Genomic DNA, 23,777 nt, shown 5'->3' on the forward strand with positions numbered 1-23,777 from the left:
ACGACGCCTCCTAGTGCACCACCTTCAGCCCCATAATTCCGCCGATGATCATGGCCAGGAACAACAGCGTCCACGCCGTGGCTGCCTCCTGCCCCGTGGCGAGAGAGTAAACCACGGTAACGACCGCGCCCACACCTGCCCACACCGCATAAGCCGTGCCCACGGGAATGAACTTCATGGCCCAACCCAAACCACCCATGGAGATGGCGCAGGCAACGAAGAAAATGACCGACGGCCACAGGCGGCTGAAGCCTTCCGATTTATCTAGCGCCGCCGCCCACACAGCTTCGAAGGCCCCGGAGAAAATCAACACAAACCACGCCATTTCTCAGCCTCCTTCGTCCGGGGCTCGCATGAATCGCGGCGAGCCTGCCCACAATGATGGCACACTGGGCGGCATGAAGATTGCATTCCTGGGTACTGGCCGCATGGGTACCGAGCTCGCCCGACACCTCCTCGACCACCATGAGCTCACCGTTTGGAACCGCACCGCTGAGCGCGCACAACCGCTAGTGGACGCCGGTGCCGCTCTTGCTGATTCCCCTTCCGCCGCCGTAGAGGGCGCAGAGGTCATCATCACCTCTCTCTTCGGCCCGGATGATATCCGCGAGCAAATCATCGAGACCGAACTCATCCCGGAGGACGTGACGTGGATCGACACCACTACCATCTCCCCCGATGCCGCCCGCGAATTCGCCGCTGCGGTGGAAACGTACGTCCATGCCCCCGTCGTCGGCTCGCTGGGCCCGGCGCGGGAGGGAAAGCTCGGCGTCTATGTGGGCACGCCTGACGACGACCGCCGCGAGCTCGCCATGACCATTGCCGAACTCTGGGCCGACGAGAACAAGCTCATCGGCGTCGAATCCGCCGCCACCGCGGCAATTGGCAAACTCCTGGCTAACCTGGCCCTCGCCGTTACTGCGGAAGGTCTGCTCGAGGCACTTCAGCTCGGCGAGTCCGAAGGCCTTGATTCTGAGGTCATCCTCGAGATGCTCGACATCACCGGCCTCGCCTTCATGAAGAACATGAAGGGCCCATTCATCACCGGCGAGCGCAACACCACTCCAGGCGACTTCACCGTGGACGCCCTGTGCAAGGACGCCAAGCTCATGGAGATGACCGCCAACAAGCCACTCCCGGCCCTCGCCGCCGTCATTCAGCGCTTTGAGGAGCAGCAGGCCATGGGCCACGGCGACCAAGATTTCTCCTCCATCTTCGTCTTCCGCAACAAGGGATAGCCCAGCAGCTAGGCGACCTGCTTTCCGACGAACTCTTGCTCTACTTCAACGAAGCACGCCGTACACGAGCGATTGCTTCGTCGGCAGATAGTGTCCCTGCGGCTACCTCGCGGCCCAGCCGGCGCACGTACTCATCAGTCACATCGTGGCCTGCCAAACGCATCGCAGCGTCACTCAGCGCTAGCGGATCACGCTCGGGGTCTTCATCTTTTACTAGATTCGGATTCAATACACGACTCCTAACGCGACGAAAAAGCGTTCCTGACGGCACGATAATTGAAGCAATCCCTATTTAACTTGCGCCTTAGCGATAGCAATTGCTTCCTCGACCGTCATGTCTCCTGAAGCGACGGCACGGACAAGCGATTCCTGTTCCGCATCCATATTGTGTCCAGCTAGCAGTGAAACCCCCTTTGCAAAAGTCACGCTTTCCTCAACGCTCTTCTGTTGACTTGCTACCCTTGCCAACTAGGCCCTCCCGAGTTACCAGCTTTAATTGACCTCATTTTAGCAGCTCATAACACCAATCCCAAGGGTGTTTCCCATCTCGAGAAGAACATTCAGGGCGTGCATTTTGCTACACTCAATCAATAAGTTTTCACTATTGTCTTGTCACACAATGTAAGGAGATCGCTGCCCAGCAATGCTTTCCATCGACGCCGATTATGGGCATTCCACGCCCCTTGGACACCTTGAGAAAAACTTTGCCCTAGGCCACATCTATGGCCTCGCTGGCCCCAATGGTTCGGGTAAGTCCACGTTGCTCGCAACGCTCGGCGGGGAGCTTGCGCCTCTCGATGGAACAGTGGAGTGGGACGGTCACCCCATCGGCACGAAGGAACAGCCAGGCGCTGTGATTACGGTGGCCGAGCCGGTTTTTCTCCCCGACCTCACCGTGGGTGAGCACTTGGACTTGATAGGAAAGGCGACAGGGGTGGACGTCGCCAAGCTCTGCGAGCTCTGGGCGCTTGAGCCTCTCCTTCCACACCCTGCCTCGCGCCTGTCCTCGGGCCAGCGCCAGCGCGTGTTCTTGGCAGCACAGCTGTACCAGCCGGCGCGTGCAGTGCTTATCGACGAGCCCGAGCGCCACCTCGACGCCGCCTGGACCGAGTTCCTCGCAAGCGAATTGCGCTACCTAGCCGACGAGGAGGAGCGCTGCATCGTCGTGGCCACGCATTCCGACACCATCACCCAGGCCTGCGACGAGGTGGTGCAGCTGTGATGCGCGCGCTATCACGGCTGGGTGATGGCATTTGGTATCTCATCCTCGCCGGCATCGTCTTCGGCTTCGGTTACACAGTCTGGCAAGCAGTCGGCGCAGTCCTGCCTATCATCCCGGCCCGCATCGCGCTAACTAGCGTCGCCCCGATTGCCGCCGTCGTGGGACTGCTCGCGCTCATGGTGCTCACCGAGGCTCTCTATCCCCTGCGCGCGCTGTCACGGGAACGCTGGGTCTACGTTGATCGCCCGCGCGGCAAGCTCCGTGGTACGGACTGGATCACATGGACGCAGCTGATCGGCTTCGGGGTCTTGGGTCTCGGCATCTGCGTGTCCACCGGGCTATCCCCGTGGTTCGCGCTGGCAGCCACGGCCCTGCGTTTCGTCGTGGGGTGGCGCTCGTTCACGCTGGCTTCGCTTCTCAGCGCTGGGCGCACGCGCCTGGTCGGCGGTTCTGGCCTAGGTCTTCTCGATTCGGAGGTCACCTCTGATGCCATTGCGAGCCAATCCGCATGGATTCCTCGTCGCGCCCATGCGCCCTCCACGTTGACGGGTCTCTTCTTCCGTCGTCTGGGACGACGGTGGTACATCGGCGTCGGTGCGCTCGCGGCCCTCGGCTTGTCGTTGGGGTTCGCCCCACAGCTCGGGGCGCTGGCTATCGTCGGGTTCATGTCTGCGTGGAGCATCGTCGGTGCGGCGGTTGGGCGCGCCGCCTCCTTCGGCCGCGTCAGCGACGATGCATGGCCCGACTGGGGCCTTCCCCTTATCGCTTCTGTGGGCACGGCACTCCTTGGTGCCGGTGTTCTGGTCTTGGTGTGGAAGCTCTCCGCCATCGCAGTGGCGCTCATCATCGCCGGTCTTAGCTGGGCGTCGTTTAAGCGTTCCCGCCCGGCACAGGTAGACAGCATGTCCATGCTGGACAGCGGCGGCTTCGGTGTCTCCTTCTCCCCCGAGGTGCTGCACTACATTGCCCGCGGCGCCCTCGGTCTTGGCGTGGCGGCCCTTGCACTGGGGTATTAGCCGGTGCTAGTCTTTCGGGCATGAAGATTTTTTCCTAATTCGACGTCACACTTTTTACGCGACTTACTCGAAGGTGGATTTCTTCATGCCTATTTCTTTTTCTCATCTCACCGTCACCTGGCCCGACGGCACCCCTTGTTTCACGGACGTCACCGGTACGTTTTCCTCCCACTTCACGGGCTTGGTCGGAGCGAATGGCTCCGGAAAATCAACGCTAGCCAAGGTCCTTGCAGGCCTTATTGCCCCGAGTTCGGGAACGGTATCCGCGGGCTCAGTCCTCTATGTCGACCAGGATTTAGGCCTCCATACGTCTAGCACCATCGCCGATGTCTTTGGCGCGACCGAAGTCCTCAACGCCATTGCCCGCATTGAGGCTGGCGAATACTCGGAAGAGCTCGCCGCCACTGTTGGTGAGCAGTGGGATTTGGCAGAACGCATCGAAGCTGCTCTCGACGCCGCGAGTATCCCCTTCCCCTTAGAGCGCACTATTGGTACTTTGTCTGGTGGTGAGGCCGTAACCGTGGCGCTGACCGCCGCCTTCTTTCGCAAGCCGGATTTCCTGATCCTCGACGAGCCCACCAACAACCTGGATTCCTCATCACGCCAGCGCTTACTCGAACTCATTCGCACCGCGCCGATGCCGGTTCTCGTCGTCTCACACGACCGCGAGCTCCTCGAGCACGCGGATAGCATCGCGGAGCTCTACCACGGAACACTTCGCGAGTTCGAGGGAAACTACTCCTCCTACCGCGCAGCGATTGACGCCGAGCAGGATTCCGCGCAGGCCAAGGTCCGAGAGACCAAGGCCGAACACCGCAAACAAATCCGCGAGCGCGCCGCTATGCAGACCCGCATTGCGCGCGATGCCCGCCGCGGCAAGAACTTCGCCGCCTCGAAGCGCAAACCCGGCATGGCCATGGGCTTGGACAAGAACCGTTCCGAGCGCTCGGCCGCTGGGCGTTCTCAGCAGGCCAACGATGCAGTGGCCGCCGCCCAATCGGCGCACGACAAGGCACAGCGCGCGCTTCGCGTCGACACCCATGTCCACATCGACCTCCCCGGCACTGAGCTGCCCGCGGGCACCCGCGTGCTGGTGAGCGATCTGCTGAGTATTACTGGCCCCGAGCGCGTTCGCCTCGCCGGGCCCAACGGCAGCGGCAAGACCACCTTCCTCAACCGCATCGCCCGCGGCGACGTCGACTACGCGCTGCCCTGCGGGTACATCCGCCAACGCATCGTCTTGCCCGCAGAGAAGTCGGTGCTCGACATCGTGCGGGAGGCCAATCCCAACGCGGACCCGCAGTTCCTGCGCGACCAGCTAGCCCAGATGCTCTTTATCAACGACAAGATCCATCAGCCCGTGGGCCAGCTTTCTGGTGGCGAGCGCTTCCGCGTCGAAATCGCCCGCGTCCTGCTCAGCGATCCGGCACCGCGCTTTCTGCTTCTCGACGAACCGACCAACAACCTCGATATCCCCACCACTGACTGGCTGATTGAGGTGCTCACGAGCTATCGCGGGGCATTCATCCTGGTCAGCCACGACGAGCACGTATGCGAGCGGCTAAACCTCACAACCACCGTTTCCATGGATGCCTACAACTCGCTCTGCGAAACGGAGTACCTTCTGCGTTCCCCTCGCAACGCACAACGTCTGCGTGACTCCATCGACAAGCTGAAGGCATCTGACAAAAGGCATCAGCCATAAGGAGGAACGGCGAACTAACTGACGAGTGCTTGCGCAGCGGCTCGGGCATCAGCGATGACGGCAGGCACTCCAACCCCGCCTGCCCAGGCGCCGGTGGCGGCGATACCGGGGACGTCGGCAAGCGAGGCGCGCACAGCAGCGAGCGTAGCCAGGTACTTCTCGTCGTAGCGAGGGATGCCGCCGAACCAGCGCTGCGTGTAGATCTCTTCCACGCCGGCAGCACGTCCGTCGAAGCCCGTGATCTTCTGCAAGTCATCAAGGGCATAGTCCACCAAGTCGTCCTCGTCCGCGCGGACGAGGGCATCGTCACCAAAGCGTCCGAAGGACGCACGCACGAGGAAGCCCGCTCGCTCGTTCAGGTGCGGCCACTTATTGGAAGAGAGCGTAAAGGCTTTGGCGCGCAGATCCGGTTCGTCAGAGGCGATGAGGATTCCGGTGGCGTCGGGAAGCGCGTTGCCCTCCGGGTCCGTGGCGGAAGCGAAGTTGAAACCGATGACCACAGAAGAGGCAAGCTGAATCGTGGATAGGTGCTCGGCAGCCTCAGGGGCCACAGCCTTGATGAGGCGTGCGGTCGTTGGAGCGGGGGTGGCAAAGAGCACGCGGTCGAAGGGTCCGATATCCCCCGGAGCACCCTTAACTTCAAAGCTATCGCCCTTGCGGGTGACACCAGAAATGAACGTATCGAGGTGAATCTGCGCGCCGGATTTCTCCGCCAGAGCTTCGTAGAGCTCGGCATAGCCGCCCTTGAACGTGCCAAAGACGGAGCCCTCGGCGGGGCTGCGGCCCGATTCGATCTGTTTAATCGCTGCAGACAGCGTCACCGGGCCGTCCTCAGCCAGCGTGTCCAACGCAGCCGCCAGGTGCGGGAGGGTAGCACGCAGGCCTAGGTCATCGGCAACGCAGGAGTACACGCCGCCGAGGAGTGCGGAAACCACGTGGTCGACGACGTCGTCACCGTACTGCTGGCGCACGAGTTTACCGACGGACACATCCCCACCAATTTCCCACTCAAACGGCTTCTCGTTGGTGATGCACTCATTGGTGGCCGCGGAGAAGAACTCCTGTGGTTCGGAGGGAATACCCATGACCCCGCCCTGCGGCAGGAAATGTAGCTCGCCGCCGGTATAGACGCGCGGGCGCAGCTTGGCATTGGGCTCCACGATGGACTCGTGCAGTCCCAGCTCAGTAAAGAAATCGACGGCGTCTTGGCGGCGGCGGATAAAGGCTTCCGCGCCCATATCGGTCGGGCCGCCGTTAAACGGCACGGTGTGCAGCTTTCCACCGATGCGGTCGGCTGCCTCAAAAACGTAGACTTCGTGGGAGCGCAGCTCCCAGGCTGCGGTGAGTCCTGCTAGTCCAGCACCGATGATCGCGATCTTCATTTAGCCCTCCTCGTGGATGATGGCGACGGCGCGGGTGATGGCGTCGGCGTCGGTTGTCGGCAGAACCCCGTGGCCGAGGTTCCAGATGTGTCCCTTCACGTCGCCGCAAGAGCGCGCGGCATCGACCTCAGACTTGATGGTACGCACGGCCTGGCGCACGGCGTCGTCGCCAGCAAAAAGCAGGGCCGGGTCGAGGTTGCCCTGCAGGATATCTGCGCTGACGCGGGCAGCGGCAGCATCCATACTCACGCGGTAGTCCACGCCCATGACTTCGGAGCCGGCTTCCGACATCGCGCCAAGCAATTCGCCCGTGCCCACACCGAAGTGGATGCGCGGCACGCGGTCCTCGGCAGCCTTGAGGATCTGCGTCGAATACGGCAAGACGAACTCGCGGTAGTCGCGCTCATTGAGGTAGCCCGCCCACGAATCGAAGAGCTGCATGGCGTCAATGCCGGCATCGAGCTGTAGCTCCAAGAACGCGATGATGGTCGGCGTGAGGCGCTCCATGAGACGGTGCCAGGTGTCCGGGTCAGAGTGCATCAGCGCCTTGGTGCGCTCATGATTCTTCGAGGGCCCGCCTTCGATGAGGTAGCTAGCCAGGGTAAACGGTGCGCCGACGAAACCGATAAGAGCCTGCTTGTCGGTGAGCTCGTTCAGGATGATCTCGATTCCCTGACGGACCTCGGGCACGTCGACGTCGAGAACCGGTAGGTTGGCCACGTCCTCCTTGGTGCGCACTGGGGCGTCCATGACGGGGCCGCGTCCGGGGACGATCTCTACGCCCACGCCTGCTGCCTTGAGCGGGACGACGATATCGCTGAAGAGGATGGCGCCATCAACGTCGTGGCGGCGCACCGGCTGCAGGGTAATCTCCGCCAGCAGCTCCGGCATGAAGCAGGAATCCAACATGCTGATCCCCTCGCGGACCTTGCGGTATTCCGGCAAGGAACGACCCGCCTGGCGCATGAACCAGACGGGCGGGCGGGACGGGGTACGGCCGGAAGCGGCCTCAATAAGCGGCGCGGCAGACAGACGAGACATACCGTCCATTATGAATCAAAAGTTGGAGCCGACGCTAATCACGACCGCTCAGCACGGCGAGCTTTGATGAAGGCCGTGGATTCTGGATGGAAGAGGAAGTAAATCCCTACCATGAGTACCAGAGGAACAATCAGCAACGCCATACCGCCCACACCGGCGATGAGCGCAGCCACGCTGACGAACATGGCATAGACCGACACCGCCGTGATGATACGGCGAGCCCATACCCAGCCGCTAGCCAATTGCGCAGAGCAGGCCGCGATAACCACCGCGCTGACGATATGAGAGATGGCGGCAAAGCGGGTATTGAAGCGGATATAGTCCACCTGCTCCATGCTCAAGTCTGGGTTGTTGATCCGGGAATAGGAACCAAACAGGCCCACCATGCCAGCGGTGAGCATAAAGATCGCGCCGACAACGAAGATCCAGTAGGCAATGCGCAGCTGCGAGGGCCATGCGGAATAGTCCTGATCGCCCTTCTTCTTTTTCCGGCGAGGGCTGCGGTTATAGTCCGCGGGGCCTGGGCGATCGGTCATGGGCGGTCGTCCTTTGAATTCTTCTTGTCGGTGTTCTTATCTCTGTCTTTATTTTTGTCTTTGTCGCGCTGCGCCTGGTTGTCCAAGCGGCGTTGTTCTTCCATCTCCTTGCGCATCTGGCGCATCTGCTCCATCTCGCCGGTGTACTCCAGAACCTCTTCCTTAGTGGAGAACATGAGGCCCATGATGGCAGCTACACCAACGAGAATCTGCACGGCGCCATCGACCACAAACAGCCAATCCGGCACGTTCGCCCCAGCTGGGCTACTAAAGAAGACGATGAGCAACCGGAAACCAAAATAGAGCGAGAAGGCAAACCAAAGGCGCCGACCAGTACCGGCGGCCTTAGTGTTGCTGTTGATCATCCACAGCATGATGCCCAGCAACACCACGATGGCCAGGGAAATCAGCGAGCTCAGCACCAGCGAGCCGTAGCCCACAATCTGGACGAAAGAATCCGTCATCTCCTGTCCGGAGCGCTCCGCGGCTGACTCCGCAGTGCTGCGGGCCTGAGCGAAAAGCTCATCTCGGTTGAGCAGCGTCAGAGTAATGCTCAGGACGAGGTGCACTGCTTCGAGCATCAGCGCAACGATCCACACCTTGAGCATAAGGAAGACGGCTTCGGTGCGCTTGGGGTTCTTGGCGGCCTTGTCCTGCGGCTTATCAGACGGCGCGGTATTAGGGCTGAGCGTCACGACTCTCCTTGAAGCGGTCAGATTATGCGAGCAGGCGGGCAGCGTCCGTGGCGAAGTACGTCAGAATCTGATCCGCACCAGCGCGCTTGAACGCGGTCAAGGACTCCAGCATAACGGCCTCGCCGTCAATCCACCCGTTCTGGGAGGCCGCCTGAATCATCGCGTACTCACCGGACACCTGGTAAACAGCCACCGGAACGGAGGAACGCTCGACAGCACCGGCCAGCACATCGAGGTACGGCAGGCCCGGCTTCACCATGACAATGTCCGCGCCCTCTTCGATGTCGAGGTCCACTTCCAACATGGACTCGCGATAATTGCGCGGATCCTGCTGGTACGTGCGGCGATCGCCGTCCAGGGACGAACCCACAGCATCGCGGAAAGGTCCAAAGAAGGCCGAGGCGTACTTGGCCGAATAAGCCATGATGGCGACGTCCTCGTGGCCGGACTCATCGAGGGCCTCACGGATGGCGACGATCTGGCCATCCATCATGCCGGATGGGCTGACCATGTGTGCGCCGGCGCGGGCTTGGGAGCGAGCCATGTCCTGATAGAGTTCCACGGTTTCGTCGTTAAGCACGCGGCCCTGGTCATCGAGCACACCACAGTGCCCGTGAGAGGTGAATTCATCCAGGCAGGTATCCGCCATGACGATGAGGTCATCGCCGAACTCCTTGCGCAGTTCCGCAATCGCAACGTTGAGGATGCCCTGCGGATCCCAGGCCACGGAGCCGGTCGCATCCTTGTCTTCCTCGCGCGGAACACCGAAAAGGTCAACGCAGGTCACACCCGCATCAAGCGCCTCGTGTGCGGCACGTTTGAGGGACTCGACGGTGTGCTGCTGCACGCCCGGCATGGACGGGATATCGCGGGGCGCATCCAGCCCGTCGACGACGAACATCGGAAGGATGAGGTCAGAAGGACGCAGCGACGTTTCCGCAACCAGGTTCCGGAGTGCCGGGGTCTGACGCAGACGACGGGGGCGACGAACAATGCTCATGAGTAGGAACTCTCCTTCGAGCTTCGAGACAATCTATACCTTCCCCGACTCTAGTCGCCCCTCCTAGGACCGCCCAGATGTGGTCGATGCAGACTTCTTCCGGGAGCGGCGCTTCTTGCGCGGAGCAGGCAAATTGCCGGCGGCGCGGAGGGCGGCGACGTGGTCTGCGAGGGCGTCGACAAGCATCGGCACATCGGCGATCTCCGGGACGACGTCCACGCGCAGTCCCATCTCCTCGGCCGCAGCCTTGGTGGAGGGCCCAATGCACGCGATGATGGTACGCGCATGCGGCTTGCCCGCGATGCCCACGAGGTTGCGCACCGTGGACGGCGAAGTAAAGGCCACAGCGTCGAAGCCACCAGACTTGATCATGTCACGGATTTCCGCCGCCGGCGGGGCCGCACGTACGGTGCGATAAGCCACGACGTCATCAACTTCCCAGCCCAAGTCCAACAGGCCATCAACCAGCACATCACCTGCAATGTCAGCACGTGGCAGCAGCACGCGGCCCACCGCATCGATGTCTTCCACGTAAGTCGGGAAAACCTCCACGAGGCCCTCCGCGTTCTGCTTCGTGGGCTTCGGCATGACCTCCGGGATCATGCCTTTCGCACGAATGGCATCGGCAGTCTTCTGCCCCACCGCTGCGAGGTGCACGCCGGCGAAGTCGCGAGCGTCGAGGCCGAGCTCCGCAATCTTGTCCCACACCGCGCTTACCGCATTAACGGAGGTGAAGACAATCCACTTGTAGCGGCCCTCCACAATGCCTTTGATGGCGCGATCCATCTGCGCCGGGTTGCGCGGCGGCTCCACAGAGATGGTGGGCACCGACTGCGGAATAGCGCCGTGCCCTGCCAGGCGAGCACTCATCGCCGCCGCCTGCTCCTTCGTGCGCGGCACCAGCACGCGCCAGCCGTACAGGGAACGGTTTTCCCACCACGAATACTTTGAACGGTCATCAAAGCTGCGGCCCAAGGTCACCACGAGCACGCCCGGCAACTCCGCATCGAGCTTGCCCAAAGTACCCAGAGTCGTCTCATGGGTACGCTGCAGACGCGTCGTGCCATGCACGGTGACATATGCCTCGGTCTCGGCGGGCATACCGCGCTCCACCAGCTCGCGAGAAATCACCGGCAAGTCATCAGCAGTGGCCTGCAGAACGAGCGGCTGCGTCGCGGATGCCAGCTCGTCCCAGTCAGCGCCTTCCGTAATATCTGCCTCGGTATACGTCGCCCCCAGAGCAATGCCCGCAAAGGACGGCACCGTCGACGGCAGCGACATGCCCGGCACCACCTGAAACTCCATGCCAGCATTCGCCACGGCAGAAATCTCCGCCTTAATGGACTCACGGTTGAGCGGATTACCCGTGACGAGGCGAATCACGTCGCGGCCTGCAGCGCGTTCAAGGGCGTCACGCAGTTGCTTGACGACGTCCCCCTCAGGTTCCTCAAACACCGCCGCCGTCGGCGGTGCCGGACGTGGCGGCTTACGACGAGCTCCCGCCTCCTTGGCGGCAGCGCAGATGCGCTCGTATTCTTCCTCGGCGGCGTCGAGAAGCTCTTGCGGCACCGGTACCTGCAGGGCGACCATCTCACGCACGCCGGAGGAAACTTCAGCGTCCGTCACAGCGATGGCAGACGTTTCCAGAACCTCGCGGGCACGGACGGTTAGCAGATCAGGGTTGCCAGGGCCGGCGCCGACGAAAACAACTTTGCCCACTTCAGCCTGGGTATCCGGCACGGCATTGCTCATAAGGTTCTTTTCTAGTTTGTGGATTCCGGGGGATTCCTGCGCCGCTCACCACGGCGGGAGAGTAAAGCCCACCCTTCACGTGTGGTTTAAGGGGGGCTGAATCATTGGCGTCAATGATTGTGTGCTAGATACACACTAAAGGAAAAGGTCCGAAACCAAAAATTAGTTACTCAGCAGCTCCGCAGCTCCCTGCGCGAAGAGGTCCTCAGACACCGCGCGACCCAATACCTGCGCCTCCTCAGCCTTGCCGTGCGCCTGGGCAATGAGCTGGCGGGAGCCATCGAGGGCAAAGACGCCACCGCGTACGACGAGTTCTTCGCCTTCCCAATGGGAGGTCGCCGCAACTGGGGCGGTGCAGCCAGCCTCCAGCTCGGACAGCACGGTGCGCTCGGCACGGGTGGCGGCGGTAGCGGGGACGTCGGCAAGCAGCGCAATAGCCGTGGCTGCCTCAGTACCTTTCACTGCCTCAATAGCGAGCGCTCCCTGCGCCGGGGCGGGCATGAAGAACTCCGGATCGAAAACCTCAGTGGCACGCTCGGCGTAGCCTGCGCGCACAAGACCGGCGTAGGCCAAGAGCACGGCATCAAGCTCACCGCTAGTCACCTTGCTCATGCGGGTATCAATGTTGCCGCGCAACGGACGAATGTCTAGGTCCGGGCGCAGCGCCCTGAGCTGGCTGATACGGCGCGGAGCAGAGGTTCCCACGCGCGCACCTTCCGGCAGCTCCTTGAGTTTAAGGCCATCGCGGGCGATGAGCGCCTCGCGCGTGTCCTGGCGCTGCGGGACGACGAGGTCAAAGCGGTCGTCGGCAGCCGTGGGCAGATCCTTGAAAGAATGCACGGCAATCTCGCACTCGCCGCGGACCACGGCCTCGCGCAAGGCCTGCGTAAACACACCTACTCCGATGCGCTCGACGGGCGCCATGTTGACATCACCCGGCGTGGTCACAATGTGCAGTTCGGCTTCGTAGCCGGCTTCCTTGAGCCAGTCCCGCACGTGACCCGCCTGCGTGGTGGCGAGCAGTGAACCTCGGGTACCGATCTTCAACATTTATGCGTCCTCTTCTTTGTTCTTTTCCGCGGCTTTCATCTGTGTGGCATCCGGTAGCTCCGTCATATCCACGGCCACGCCGCTGCCTTCGAGGTGCAACCCGAAGAGTTGCTGAAGTGCGGTTTCGTGGCTGACCGTACCGGAATTCGCGGCCAGCTGCTTCGCGCGGACCGTGGGCTCATGGAGGAGTTTGTCGGCCACGCGCTTAAGCGCCCGGTTCACGTCCCCCATCTGGAGCTCATCCAGCTCTGGGTGCTTCTGCTCTAAACGTGCGATTTCGCACTGCACGAGGTTGGCAGCTCGCTGGCGTAGTGCCGACACCGCCGGTACGACATCGCGCACGCGTTGGGCGGAGGCATAGGCCTCCAGCTCCTCGGTGACGATGCACCGCGCCTGGACGTGCGGGCTGGTTCCAGCAGCGATATCGGTATCAGCGGCGTCGAGGGATTTGCTCAGGCGCTCAATATTGACCAGGTCAACCCCTTCGACCTCGGCCGTCGCATCATCGATATCGCGCGGCAGGGACAAGTCCACGAGCATCAGTTCACGGTTGGCAACGTGGAAGCGCTCAACGTCGGCAGCCGTAATGGTGAAATCTTGCGCACCGGTGGCGGAAATGGCCATGTCCACGCTGCGGAGTTCTTGAGCACGGTCGGCAAACTCGATGACATCCGCATACACACCTGCCTCATGCGCATGCTGAGCGACTCGCTGCGCACGCGCGAGCGTCCGGTTGGCAATGACCAGCTGCGCACCAAGCCGACCCGCATGGGTGGCCGCAAGCGACGCCATCGCGCCCGCCCCCAAGATGAGCACACGGGCACCATCCAGCCGCTCCCGCCCCATGCGGCTCAACGCCTGATCAAAAGCGAAGGACACCATGGACGCACCCGCCTCATCGATATCCGTCTCAGAATGAACGCGCTTGCCGGTGCGCAGTGCCGACTGCGCCAAGGCATGGATTCGTGGACCTGCAGTGCCCTGATCCGTGGCGGATTGGTAGGCGGCGCGAACCTGTCCGATAATCTGCTGCTCGCCTACCACCATCGAATCTAGCCCGGAGGTCACCGTCATGAGGTGCTCAGCGGCGGCATCGGCATAGCGAACGTACAGGTAAGTACGTAGTTCTTCCTCGTCCACCCCGGACACCTCAGCCACAGTGCGAACGACGTCCTGGACGCCCGTATGGAAGGAATTAGTAACCGTATAGACCTCCATGCGGTTACATGTGGAGATGATCATCGCCTCGGAGAGCGAATCCGCCTGAACCAGGGTCTGGCAGGCACTATTCTGCACGGCGTCGTCCATGCTCAGCTTTTCCAGCAGCGCTACCGGCGCTGACTGATGCGACATGCCCACGACGAGCACACTCATGCACTACCCTCCAGTTCTTCATCATCCCTTTGGATGACATAAATCAACCAAAAGACTACTAGCCTAAAGCTCTTTTCTGAAACTCACCAGAAATCTGGAGTTTAATCCGCCAGCGCCTGCGCGAGCTCCTCGTTATCCACTTCCCAGCAGGCAAACTCCTCGTCGTCGATGACGACGACGGGCACTCGATCACCATATTCCATGGCCAGCTCGGGGTCCTCATCCACCACACGCACGATAAGCTCGCATCCGGCCTGCTGAACTACAGGCCTGATCTGTTCGCGCACGCGTTCACACGACCCGCACGTGGTACGCACCATGAGCTCAACTGTGTGGGACATAAAAAGGGGCTCCTTAGTGAGACTCAAAACTTTTCGCGGTTTACTATGGACACGTTAGCCTGCCCACCCGTTGAAAGCTGAACGCGTGCCCCTCCCCCTTCCACCCGGTATGCCCGACTCCCCCCGCGAGTTCCTTGCCAACTGGACCGCGAGTAGGGGTAACCTCCGCAATTTCTTGGAGCAGCAGGCCTTTGCCCCGCTGGGTGAAGAGCACCAGCGTGCGGCAGGTGAGGCGTCGGCAGCCGCGGCGGTAGAACAGCTCTTCGGCATCGACCTAGACTCCTTCTCCTCGGGCGTGGATTCTGTCCAAGGCTCCTTCGAGTCTGCGGGCTCGCGCTCCCTCACGCAGCCAGACCCCGACATCCCCCAGGACCTTGGCGCCGCAGCCTTCTTCGACGTGGACAATACGCTGGTACAAGGCTCCTCATTGGTCTCCTTTGCCTTGGGCCTGGCACGGCGACGCTACTTTTCGCTCTCCGAAATCCTCCCTATCGCATGGAAGCAGCTGAAGTTTCGGGTATCCGGCTCTGAAAACACCGAGGACGTAGCAGCTGGGCGCGTGCAGGCCCTCGAATTTGTCAAGGGCCGCTCGGTCGCGGAGATGGTTGCGCTGTGCGAGGAAATCGTCGACCAGTCGATGGCTGAAAAGGCCTATCCCGGCACAAAGCAACTGGCACAGATGCATCTCGACGCCGGCCAACAGGTATGGCTCGTCACCGCGACCCCAGTGCAGCTCGCCCAAATCTTGGCGCAGCGTTTTGGATTTACGGGTGCACTGGGCACGGTGGCGGAAGTCGAGGACGGCCGCTTCACCGGACGCCTCGTGGGCGATATCCTCCACGGTCCCGGCAAGATGCATGCGGTAGCCGCCTTGGCCACGCTGGAGAATCTCGACTTGGAACGCTGTACGGCTTACTCCGACAGCGCCAACGACGTCCCCATGCTCTCCATGGTGGGCACGCCGGTGGCTATCAACCCCGATTCAAAGCTGCGCGATATTGCGGAAGAAAAAGGATGGCTCATCCGCGATTACCGTTCCGTCCGCAAAGCCGTGCGCACCTACGGAATCCCAGCACTCGCCACTGCGCTGTTCTCCTATGGCGGCTGGCGCATTGCCCATCGCCGCTAGCTGCTCTGCTGTGCCTTCGTGCGCAGCATATCCATGCACATCACCGCACCGATAAGACCTGCATGCTGCTGTGGGTCTAGCCCTCCCGCGATGCTGAGACGGTAGGTATTCTTCCCCGAAAGGAACTTGCCTACGCCAGCCCACTCGTTGGTCACCTGCGCCAGCGGCTGCCCCTGACTACTAATGGTGATGTTCCAATCCCACACATCACCCGTAATCTCAATCTCTGGGAAACCTTCCATCTCCATGGTCAGGCGCGTTTTAAACATGGCGAAACGCTTGGTCACCACCGCCATAGGCTTCTCGATGCCCGGCAGGTACACCTCATACGTATCCCGCACGAAGTTCGGCGGATCCTTGATCAGCATGAGCGGCTGCTGCGGGTTGCCCTGATCATCCGTGAAGGCCACCTCCAGGCTGCGGGAGGAATTGAAGAACATGTCCTTCAGGCTTCCGGACTGCACAATCGTGCCAACAGGCACACCTTGCTCATCCGCAATAAGAAATTGATCCTGCAGGAAAGACTTCGTCTGCGAGATAACGAGGGTGTCGAGCGTCAAAATTCGAGGCAACATAGTTCGCCATCATACGTACACGCGGAAGGTCATGGGCGCTCACGGATGACACTCCCCATCTGTTCGGAAATAGATACTCAACATTACCTTCTAAAACGCGTATTAGTGCAGGTAGAGATAGATGTCCGAGGCGTCATATAGCCTACTGTTAGAACATTAGTTCTTACACTTTTTAGTCTATAGCCTCAAGAATCCGGGGGATTCACCGTGACAACCACTACTCCTACCGCCTACTTTTCCCACATGAACCCTGAATGCGCCCTCGCCATGGAGCGCAGCGCCGCGCGCCGCGCCGACTACCGTTCTTGGGCGGCTGCCATGCCTCCGCTCGATGAAGATTTCGATGTGGCGTGTCAGAGGCTCGTCGCCAAGCTTGGGCTCGCCCCACACACCATCACCGAATGTTGCCTTGCCGTACACCGGCTAGAGGACCTTCCCCAGGTGAAAGCGATGCAGGAAGAGCTCTTCCTGCTCGATATGCGAGCCCTCATCGCCATCGATTTCACCATGACCAAGCTGGGGGAAGTACCCCAGGAGACGCTCGCGCTTATCGACGCCTCCTTGGCCAACTACTTCATCCCCACCGCCCCCAACCAGACTTTTCCTACACCTCCGCAGATCGGCCGCAAAGTGCGCGATATTTGCAAGAGCATCGATAAAACGATTTCCTTCCGCGATACACGGAAGAAGGATTCCTACACCATGACGGACAATGGTAAGCGCGCCACCCTAGAGCTCAATACGGATAGCGCCACGGGCATCATCTTGGATAAATACATCAAAGAAGCCGCGAAAGAGAACGGGGTTTCCACAGCCGATGCTGTAAAGAAGCTCATCGCCGGCAGCATCACACCACCGTCGACGGTCATCCTGCACACGTATCAGGCCACCGACATTGAGAACGCACCGACACTCGTGCAGGGCTATGGCTGGACGTCTCAAGAGATGCCTACGACCCGCACTCGTGACCTGTCTGCAGAACCGGAAGCCTCGGATAGCTATGTTGCCTCGGAGCTCATCCGAAAATACGTCGAGGGGCGCGACGGCACGTGCCGCGCTCTTGGCTGCAATCGGCCGGCCCACCTGTGCCAGATGGACCACCGCGTCAACTACGCCGACGGCGGCCCGACCCATCCGAGTAATCTCGCCTCGCTGTGCCAGCACCATCACAACATGAAGACCGATGGCCGTGCACATTACATCATGGACCCCATAACCGGGGATATCGTATGGCTCTTCGAGGATGGAACCTGGGCCATGACGGAGCCCACCGGTCCCCTGGCCAACAAGACTAAGCGCTGGGCCCAAACCGTAGCCCAGAAAATCACTGCTATCCGTCAGCGCGCCCACGAGCAGGCCCAGGCACTGAAGAAGGAACTAGACGCCGAGGCAGCCGCCAAGGCTGCGGCGCAAGCCCAGGCTCCCAGCACTCCCCCAGAGGACATCCCGTTCTAAACCTCGCCGTCGTCTGACTCGACGGCGTCCACCCGGCAGCCACTACAGAAAGGACCCCACACTATGACCCCTCCGTCGTCTGAGACGACGAGAAGCCCAGACAGCAGAAACTCCCCGCCACAATCACGAAGGATTATGCGGGGAGCTGCGAGCCACGTTTTACTTGCCCAGCTTGCGACGCTGAACGCGGGTGCGGCGCAGCATCTTGCGGTGCTTCTTCTTGGACATGCGCTTGCGGCGCTTCTTGATGACAGAACCCATAACAGGTTTCCTCACTTTCGGTATCAGTACGTACGTAAACCGGCCGACAACGCCTGGAATGAAACCGCACGGTGCACTCGATGCGGCCCCACACAACGGGGAGACACAGGCGTACCGTTGCCGACACGAATGCCCACCATCTTACCTAGCGCCGTTCCCAGCACCAAAACTAAGGGCAGCGCCCACCGCCGTGGACCGTAGGAATCCACAGAGGTGGGCGCTGTCAGAGAGAGATGAACGCTAGGCTCCGTACACGGATGCCTCAAGGTATTCCTTGACGGCGGATTCATGAACGCGGAACGAACGTCCCACGCGCACTGCCGGCATGTCACCTGCGTGAACCAACCTGTACACCGTCATCTTGGAGACACGCATGATCTCCGCAACTTCGGCGATGGTCAGGAAAGTTCCCTTATCTTCATTCGTCATAGTTTGTTTAACCCTTCAGCACGTGACGCGCTGTAGGCTTCCCCTCCCACAGGACTATCACGCACGCGCTCCTGCAAGCTTAGCGTGAAACCTGTGACTAATGCGACCCAAGTGCCAATTTTTTCCACATTCGCACCGTTGTTCCCCAGAAACTCGCCGCACAACAATCGTCACACCATTCCCATTGAGGAAGGAGAAAACTAGGCTAGCTCCTGCGCACGCTGGGCACATGCCTCCGCCGCACGGAAGAAAGCACCCCGAATACCGGACTCCTCAAGCTCGCGTAGGGCCGCCGCGGTAGTTCCCCCCGGAGAGGTCACCCCCGCGCGAAGAGCGACGGGATCTTTGCCCGATTCCGTCATCATGGTGCCTGCGCCCTGGGCGGTACGGGTAGCCAGCTTTTCGGCAACGTCACGGGTGAGGCCGAGCTGTACGCCGGCGTCGATAAGCGCCTCTGTGACAAGGAAATAGTAGGCAGGCGCGGAGCCAGCCAAGGCGGTCGCCGCATCGATGTGCTTCTCTTCGATGACAGCAACCTCACCGACGGCCTCGAGCAGCTTGACGACGCCACCGAGCTGCTCCTCAGTCACATGCTGACCGCCCGCACACGTGCACATGCCCTTGCCGACGAGCATGGGGGTGTTGGGCATCACGCGGACGACCGGCACGCCGTCGCCAGCGGCCTTCTCGAGAGTGTCGAGGGTCAAACCCGCAGCCATGGACACCACGACGGCGTCCTGGGAAATATCGAGACCGTCGAGCAACTCGACGATGGCATAGGGTTTCACGCACGCGAAGATGTACTCGGCACCTTCGATGGCTTGCGCGTTATCACTGGTGACGGTCACTCCATAGGTGCCGTGCAGTTCCTCGCCGCGCTCTGAACGGCGGTTGGTCACCACGATGTCCGCAGCGTCGTAGCCTGCGCTCACCAGCCCGGAAACTAGGGCTTCGCCGATTTGTCCTCCACCAAGTACTGCAATTTTAGTCATGATCCCAGGGTGCCAGAAACCCTGGGTCACGGCTACATCACAACGAGAAGCGGGCCGAAGGTAAGCACGAGGCCCGCCAAGGCCGCGAGGAACATGGACAAGCCATCGCGGCTGGTACGCAGAGCGTGAACGATACCGACGATGACGCCGGTGACAACAACGCCGAGCACTACGACGACGAGTCGGTCAAAGCGGTCCCAGAGGATTTCGAAGCCCTTGAATACGATGGCGCCCAGCACGATGCCCACGAGGGCGAGCAGGACGACGGCGAAGGGGTTGAGCTTCTCTTCCTCGTAGTCTTCGTCATACTCGTCGTATTCTTCGACGTCGTGGTCGACGGCTTCGAGTTCGCCCGTGGTCGTGGTTTCGTCTTCAACCTTTTCTTCGACCTTGTCCTCAGACTTCTTCTCAGGCGTGTCCTTGACGCGCTGAATGACGTGGGTGTCCTCGTTGGAGGGCTGGGAGCGCTGGGGCTCAGAATCGACCTGGTCCGGCCGCTCCACGCGTACGGCGTCTGCCTGCGGCGTGGAGTCAGTCTTCTCGGCGTCCTTCTGCGGAGCGGGGATAACAGGCGCAGTCTCATCGATAGAGACGTTGGAGTGCTTCGCTTCGGCCGGGGTTGCCTTCACCTTCTCGAGGTTGCCGGTCAGCTCCGCGACGGAGATGCCGCCTTCCTCAAGGCTGCGGCGACGGCGGCGCGAGCTCTTCTCTCCACCGGAGCGATCCTTCTGGTTACGGGCCAGCAGCTCCGCAACTGTCAACTGTTTCTCGTCAGCCACGTTTCTTTCCTATTCCAGTCCCTTATCGGTACGGCGCAAAATGACACCTTCACGGAGAGCCCAGGGGCAGATCTCTAGCTTCTCGATTCCCAGGGCACGCATACTCGCCTCGGCCACAAGAGCACCCGCGACGATTTGGTGCGATCGGGTAGAACTTACACCCTCAAGGTCTGCCCTGTCAGCTGCAGTCATGCGAGAAATGAAAGAAATGAGCTGACGCAGACCCGGTGCGGTGAGGGTGCGCTTCACATACGGACCCGCCGAAGACGGTGCGGCACCGGTGAGTCGGGCCAGCGTACGGAAGGTTTTTGAGGTTCCGACACCCAAGCCGGAGGGGCCCAGGGCGCGCATCTGATCGGCAACGCCAACCAATTCCGCATCAATATAGTCACGGAGGAGATTCACCTTGGATTTTTCCGGCGGATCGGTGTCGAACCAATTGTGAGTCAGACGGCCAGCGCCGAGGTCGAGAGAGAAAGCGAGCTCTGGGTGCTCGTCGGTACCAGTGGACAGCTCGAGGGAGCCGCCGCCGATGTCGAGGTTGGTGATGCGACCCGCGGACCAGCCATACCAGCGGCGCACGGCCAAGAAGGTCAGGCGGGCTTCTTCTTCACCAGACAGGATTTCTAGGCGGACGCCGGTGTTCTTTTCCACTTCATCGAGAACCTCGGCCGAGTTCGTAGCTGAACGCACCGCAGAGGTGGCAAAAGCCATGAGCTCATCGCATCCCAGCTTGTCACCCAGCTCCTTGGCTTCACCCACCGCAGAGATAAGCTTTTTCAAGCCCTTCTCGTGGATGTTGCCCTTTTTGTCGAGCTGCTCCACGAGACGCAGGGGCGTCTTCCAGTCGCTCATCGGGGTGGGCCGGCCACCGGTTGCGGCATCGACCGCAACGAGGTGGACGGTATTACTTCCGACGTCTAATACACCTAATCGCACACCCCCACAGTAGTAGGTCTACCGTGGGTAGGTGTGAATCGCCCGAAATCAAATGAGGTTTACCTGGGATTTCCCACCTCTTCCCCCGCTGCCAAGTCCATCCTTTCGGGCCGCGAAAAGGCCCCTGACTTCCCACGAGAGTGGTTTGAGTTCACCGATCCCGAGGACCCTTTACACGTCTACTCGATAGACCTCACGTGGCTCGAGTCGCATTATGAATGCCAGTTTGGAACCGAACGATGCCACGGCATCGATAAGCAACAGCGCGACGTTGGTTGCTGTGTACATGGCGCCTACATGGCCGATGACATCGACCGCGACCAGCTTGCCGACGCCGTGGCGCGCATGCCCGCACGCTACTGGCAGCACCGCCCCGAGGGCGTCGACGAGTATCTCCAGAATGGTCAGCCCGAGGAACTAGAGCCGTGGTTGGAATGGGATGAGCTCGACGGTGATGACGGTGAGCCGGAGCCGGCGTTGAAGACGCCGCTTGTCGACGGCGCCTGCATCTTCGCCAACCGCGACGGGTGGGCCACGGGCCCTGGCTGCGCCATCCATCAGTGGGCACTCGACGCTGGTGAGGAGCTCACCGTGGTCAAGCCAGAGGTCTGCTGGCAGGTGCCCATTCGCCGCCACGAGGATTACGAGGAGCGTCCTGATGGCGAAGAGATTCTGCGCACCACCATTGGCGAGTATGACCGCCGTGGTTGGGGCAATGGTGGCGAAGATTTTGATTGGTGGTGCTCAGCTGCTCCAGCCTGCCACACGGCAAAGGAGCCGCTGTGGAAGTCTCAAAAGACCGAGCTCATCGCACTGTTAGGCGAAGACTGCTATGAGATTCTAGCCCGGCACTGCGAAGCGCGGGCACGCTCCGGAGTGGAGTTTCCGCGCCACCCGGCGGATCCCCGCGCTTAGGCCTCGAACTTGTAGCCCAAGCCGCGCACGGTGACGAGGTGCTTCGGGTGAGACGGTTCCGACTCAATCTTGGAGCGGAGGCGCTTAACGTGAACGTCGAGCGTCTTGGTGTCACCGACGTAATCTGCGCCCCAAATGCGGTCAATGAGCTGGCCGCGGGTAAGCACGCGGCCGGCGTTGCGCAGGAGGTACTCGAGGAGATCGAACTCTTTGAGCGGCATTGAGACCGGTTGGCCGGCAACGAGCACGGTGTGGCGTTCCACATCCATGCGCACGCGGCCGCCTTCCAGAATCTGGTTGTGCGGCTCCTCCTCGCCACCTTCCGAGGACACCTCGTGGCCACGGCGCAGCACCGCGCGGATGCGGGCAATGAGTTCGCGGGAGGAATACGGCTTGGTCACGTAATCGTCGGCGCCGAGCTCGAGGCCAACCACCTTGTCGATTTCCGAGTCACGCGCGGTGACCATAATGACCGGCACAGAGGAGGTAGCGCGCAGTTGCTTGCAGACGTCCGTGCCAGACATGCCCGGCAGCATCAGATCCAGCAAGACGATGTCTACGGTGTTGGCCGCAAACTGTTCCAAGGCGCTGGGCCCGTCGGGGGCTAAGAGAACATCGAAACCTTCTTTGCGAAGGAGGAATGCAAGGGGATCTGCAAGCGACTCTTCATCTTCGACGATGAGGATGGTGGTCATTGCGATTTATCCTTTCGACGAGCGGCTACGCGCGCGACTGCACGCTGCAGGCCAGGAGCGGCGGAGCTGACGGCCCCGTCTTCTCTATTATCCTTATTATCTAGAGTATCCGCTGGCTTTTCTTCGGTGTAGATAGGGAGCTCGATTGTGAACGTCGACCCAGTTCCCGGCCGAGACCACAGCTTGATATTGCCGCCATGGTTGGCCACGACGTGCTTGACAATGGCCAGGCCCAGTCCGGTTCCACCGGTCTGGCGGGAGCGGGCCTTATCCACGCGGAAGAAGCGCTCAAATACGCGCTCTTGGTCTTCCGGGGCAATACCGATGCCACGGTCGGTGACACGGACGAGAACTACGTTTCCACTGACCACCTTTTGGGTAACCGACACCGGCATCTCATCTGGCGAGTAATGGATAGCGTTGGAAATAAGGTTCGAAATAGCGGTAACCAGCAGGGATTTATCGCCCATCACCCGCACGCCGACGGATTCGCCGCGGGTGAGCTGATTATTGTGGGCGTCGGCAGCCAGCTGGTTGCGCATCATGGCCTCGTCGACGATCTCATCGAGGTCAACCGGTTCCATCTCCGGAAGGGCTTCTGCACCCTGCAGCTTGGACAAAGAGATAAGCTCGTTGACCATATCCGCCATTCGAGCGGCTTCCTTCTGGACCTTGCTGCCGAAGTACTCGACGTGTTCGGGGTCCCCGGTGTCTTGCAGGAGGGCCTCGGCCAGCAGCGCAATGCCGCCGACGGGCGTCTTGAGCTCATGGGACACGTTTGCCACAAAGTCGCGGCGAGCGGATTCCATGCGGACAGATTCGGACTCGTCGGTGCCGTAGACGATGATGAAGCGGTCGTCGTTAAGCGTCAGCGGTTTGACCACCGCACGCACCTGGGTGACGCGGTTGCCGGTGCGGCGCTTGGGGATGGACAAATCCAGAGTGCGGGTCTCCTTGTCCTCGAAGACCTCCTGCGCCACGGACCAAATATCCGGGTTCACGGCGCGATCGTGGACCATCGACATCTCGTGCGCCGCCGGGTTGGAAAAGATGACCTCTTTGGAGCGCGAGAGCACCGTCATACCGGACGGCGATCCGCCCACCGCCAGGTGGAGGACTTGGCTCACGCTGGTGACTTGGTTGGAGTCAGCGTCGCGGGCGCGGCGGCGCTCCAGTCTTTCGCGGATACGCCTAAGAACCGGTATGGCAAGGCCACAGGCCGCCACTCCGGCTAGGAAAGCGAAGACAAGTTCCAC

27 protein-coding genes are annotated in these 23,777 nt (G+C 61.1%); 7 read left to right on the forward strand and 20 right to left on the reverse strand.

Features of this window, described 5'->3' with window-relative positions; all coding sequences use genetic code 11:
* Window positions 1-10: 10 nt before the first annotated feature.
* On the reverse strand, window positions 11-325 hold the full coding sequence (locus I6J72_RS09790; protein WP_204099043.1) for a multidrug efflux SMR transporter: 315 nt from the start codon (window positions 323-325) through the stop codon (window positions 11-13).
* Window positions 326-398: 73 nt separating this feature from the next.
* Here I6J72_RS09790 and I6J72_RS09795 point away from each other — a divergent pair, with 73 nt between their 5' ends.
* A complete protein-coding gene (locus I6J72_RS09795; RefSeq protein ID WP_204099044.1) occupies window positions 399-1,238 on the forward strand; it encodes an NAD(P)-dependent oxidoreductase in 840 nt (279 codons plus the stop codon).
* 40 nt (window positions 1,239-1,278) lie between these two features.
* Here I6J72_RS09795 and I6J72_RS09800 read toward each other — a convergent pair whose 3' ends face one another.
* Together I6J72_RS09800 and I6J72_RS09805 are read right to left on the reverse strand one after the other, a co-directional pair.
* On the reverse strand, window positions 1,279-1,467 hold the full coding sequence (locus I6J72_RS09800; protein ID WP_204099045.1) for a hypothetical protein: 189 nt from the start codon (window positions 1,465-1,467) through the stop codon (window positions 1,279-1,281).
* A 59-nt stretch (window positions 1,468-1,526) separates the two neighbouring features.
* Window positions 1,527-1,664: a hypothetical protein gene (locus I6J72_RS09805; RefSeq protein ID WP_169744698.1), complete on the reverse strand. Its 138-nt coding sequence runs from the start codon at window positions 1,662-1,664 to the stop codon at window positions 1,527-1,529.
* A 217-nt stretch (window positions 1,665-1,881) separates the two neighbouring features.
* Here I6J72_RS09805 and I6J72_RS09810 point away from each other — a divergent pair, with 217 nt between their 5' ends.
* The 3 genes from I6J72_RS09810 to I6J72_RS09820 all read left to right on the forward strand — a co-directional run bounded on the left by I6J72_RS09810 (window position 1,882) and on the right by I6J72_RS09820 (window position 5,181).
* On the forward strand, window positions 1,882-2,460 hold the full coding sequence (locus I6J72_RS09810) for an ATP-binding cassette domain-containing protein (protein ID WP_204099046.1): 579 nt from the start codon (window positions 1,882-1,884) through the stop codon (window positions 2,458-2,460).
* Complete coding sequence (locus tag I6J72_RS09815) at window positions 2,460-3,476, forward strand: ABC transporter permease (protein ID WP_204099047.1); 1,017 nt, start codon at window positions 2,460-2,462, stop codon at window positions 3,474-3,476. Before I6J72_RS09810 ends, I6J72_RS09815 begins: the two co-directional genes overlap by 1 nt.
* Window positions 3,477-3,561: 85 nt before the next feature.
* Window positions 3,562-5,181 (forward strand): ATP-binding cassette domain-containing protein, encoded by a 1,620-nt coding sequence (locus I6J72_RS09820; protein WP_239107313.1) that lies wholly within the window; start codon window positions 3,562-3,564, stop codon window positions 5,179-5,181.
* A 14-nt stretch (window positions 5,182-5,195) separates the two neighbouring features.
* Here the strand turns inward: I6J72_RS09820 and I6J72_RS09825 are convergent, their stop codons facing one another.
* The 9 genes from I6J72_RS09825 to I6J72_RS09865 form a co-directional block, all read right to left on the reverse strand.
* A complete protein-coding gene (locus tag I6J72_RS09825; protein ID WP_204099048.1) occupies window positions 5,196-6,563 on the reverse strand; it encodes a protoporphyrinogen oxidase in 1,368 nt (455 codons plus the stop codon).
* Entirely contained in the window at window positions 6,564-7,604 is a 1,041-nt protein-coding gene (gene hemE / locus I6J72_RS09830; protein WP_204099049.1) for a uroporphyrinogen decarboxylase, read from the reverse strand.
* A gap of 38 nt (window positions 7,605-7,642) precedes the next feature.
* A complete protein-coding gene (locus I6J72_RS09835; RefSeq protein ID WP_070669582.1) occupies window positions 7,643-8,140 on the reverse strand; it encodes a tellurium resistance protein TerC in 498 nt (165 codons plus the stop codon).
* Window positions 8,137-8,835, reverse strand: coding sequence for a hypothetical protein (locus tag I6J72_RS09840; RefSeq protein WP_204099050.1), 699 nt, complete (start codon window positions 8,833-8,835; stop codon window positions 8,137-8,139). The genes I6J72_RS09835 and I6J72_RS09840 overlap by 4 nt, the downstream gene beginning before the upstream one ends.
* Window positions 8,836-8,857: 22 nt before the next feature.
* Window positions 8,858-9,835 carry a porphobilinogen synthase gene (gene hemB, locus I6J72_RS09845; protein WP_204099051.1) on the reverse strand — a complete coding sequence of 326 codons (978 nt, stop codon included), beginning with the start codon at window positions 9,833-9,835 and terminating at the stop codon, window positions 8,858-8,860.
* Window positions 9,836-9,898: 63 nt separating this feature from the next.
* Complete coding sequence (locus I6J72_RS09850) at window positions 9,899-11,587, reverse strand: uroporphyrinogen-III synthase (protein WP_204099052.1); 1,689 nt, start codon at window positions 11,585-11,587, stop codon at window positions 9,899-9,901.
* Between the two features lie 162 nt (window positions 11,588-11,749).
* The gene (hemC, locus tag I6J72_RS09855) at window positions 11,750-12,637 is read right to left on the reverse strand and encodes a hydroxymethylbilane synthase (protein WP_204099053.1); all 888 of its coding nucleotides are present in this window, start codon (window positions 12,635-12,637) and stop codon (window positions 11,750-11,752) included.
* Window positions 12,638-14,011, reverse strand: a complete 1,374-nt coding sequence (locus I6J72_RS09860) for a glutamyl-tRNA reductase (RefSeq protein ID WP_204099054.1) — start codon at window positions 14,009-14,011, stop codon at window positions 12,638-12,640. It abuts the gene before it with no gap.
* 101 nt (window positions 14,012-14,112) lie between these two features.
* Entirely contained in the window at window positions 14,113-14,352 is a 240-nt protein-coding gene (locus I6J72_RS09865; RefSeq protein WP_204099055.1) for a glutaredoxin family protein, read from the reverse strand.
* A gap of 109 nt (window positions 14,353-14,461) precedes the next feature.
* On the opposite strand from I6J72_RS09865, the gene I6J72_RS09870 reads away from it, so the two are divergent.
* Window positions 14,462-15,481: an HAD-IB family hydrolase gene (locus I6J72_RS09870; RefSeq protein WP_204100498.1), complete on the forward strand. Its 1,020-nt coding sequence runs from the start codon at window positions 14,462-14,464 to the stop codon at window positions 15,479-15,481.
* On the opposite strand, the gene I6J72_RS09875 is transcribed toward I6J72_RS09870, so the two are convergent.
* Window positions 15,478-16,056 carry an LURP-one-related/scramblase family protein gene (locus I6J72_RS09875; protein WP_204099056.1) on the reverse strand — a complete coding sequence of 193 codons (579 nt, stop codon included), beginning with the start codon at window positions 16,054-16,056 and terminating at the stop codon, window positions 15,478-15,480. The two genes, I6J72_RS09870 and I6J72_RS09875, sit on opposite strands and share 4 nt — an antisense overlap.
* Window positions 16,057-16,299: 243 nt before the next feature.
* On the opposite strand from I6J72_RS09875, the gene I6J72_RS09880 reads away from it, so the two are divergent.
* Window positions 16,300-17,511: an HNH endonuclease signature motif containing protein gene (locus tag I6J72_RS09880; protein ID WP_204099057.1), complete on the forward strand. Its 1,212-nt coding sequence runs from the start codon at window positions 16,300-16,302 to the stop codon at window positions 17,509-17,511.
* A gap of 159 nt (window positions 17,512-17,670) precedes the next feature.
* Here I6J72_RS09880 and I6J72_RS09885 read toward each other — a convergent pair whose 3' ends face one another.
* The 5 genes from I6J72_RS09885 to I6J72_RS09905 all read right to left on the reverse strand — a co-directional run bounded on the left by I6J72_RS09885 (window position 17,671) and on the right by I6J72_RS09905 (window position 20,911).
* Window positions 17,671-17,772 (reverse strand): 30S ribosomal protein bS22, encoded by a 102-nt coding sequence (locus I6J72_RS09885; protein ID WP_003855542.1) that lies wholly within the window; start codon window positions 17,770-17,772, stop codon window positions 17,671-17,673.
* A gap of 240 nt (window positions 17,773-18,012) precedes the next feature.
* Window positions 18,013-18,201: a helix-turn-helix domain-containing protein gene (locus tag I6J72_RS09890; RefSeq protein ID WP_010189818.1), complete on the reverse strand. Its 189-nt coding sequence runs from the start codon at window positions 18,199-18,201 to the stop codon at window positions 18,013-18,015.
* A 200-nt stretch (window positions 18,202-18,401) separates the two neighbouring features.
* Window positions 18,402-19,193 carry a pyrroline-5-carboxylate reductase gene (gene proC, locus I6J72_RS09895; protein ID WP_204099058.1) on the reverse strand — a complete coding sequence of 264 codons (792 nt, stop codon included), beginning with the start codon at window positions 19,191-19,193 and terminating at the stop codon, window positions 18,402-18,404.
* A gap of 32 nt (window positions 19,194-19,225) precedes the next feature.
* On the reverse strand, window positions 19,226-19,972 hold the full coding sequence (locus I6J72_RS09900) for a hypothetical protein (protein WP_204099059.1): 747 nt from the start codon (window positions 19,970-19,972) through the stop codon (window positions 19,226-19,228).
* 9 nt (window positions 19,973-19,981) lie between these two features.
* Window positions 19,982-20,911, reverse strand: a complete 930-nt coding sequence (locus tag I6J72_RS09905) for a Ppx/GppA phosphatase family protein (protein ID WP_115021094.1) — start codon at window positions 20,909-20,911, stop codon at window positions 19,982-19,984.
* 33 nt (window positions 20,912-20,944) lie between these two features.
* On the opposite strand from I6J72_RS09905, the gene I6J72_RS09910 reads away from it, so the two are divergent.
* Window positions 20,945-21,826: a hypothetical protein gene (locus I6J72_RS09910; RefSeq protein WP_204099060.1), complete on the forward strand. Its 882-nt coding sequence runs from the start codon at window positions 20,945-20,947 to the stop codon at window positions 21,824-21,826.
* On the opposite strand, the gene I6J72_RS09915 is transcribed toward I6J72_RS09910, so the two are convergent.
* Both I6J72_RS09915 and I6J72_RS09920 read right to left on the reverse strand, forming a co-directional pair.
* Window positions 21,823-22,521, reverse strand: coding sequence for a response regulator transcription factor (locus I6J72_RS09915; RefSeq protein WP_039673479.1), 699 nt, complete (start codon window positions 22,519-22,521; stop codon window positions 21,823-21,825). The two genes, I6J72_RS09910 and I6J72_RS09915, sit on opposite strands and share 4 nt — an antisense overlap.
* Window positions 22,518-23,777, reverse strand: a complete 1,260-nt coding sequence (locus I6J72_RS09920; RefSeq protein WP_204099061.1) for a cell wall metabolism sensor histidine kinase WalK — start codon at window positions 23,775-23,777, stop codon at window positions 22,518-22,520. The genes I6J72_RS09915 and I6J72_RS09920 overlap by 4 nt, the downstream gene beginning before the upstream one ends.

Origin of the sequence: Corynebacterium sp. FDAARGOS 1242 (genome assembly GCF_016889985.1) — a bacterium.
In the GTDB taxonomy this organism is placed as follows: Bacteria; Actinomycetota; Actinomycetes; order Mycobacteriales; family Mycobacteriaceae; genus Corynebacterium; species Corynebacterium minutissimum_B.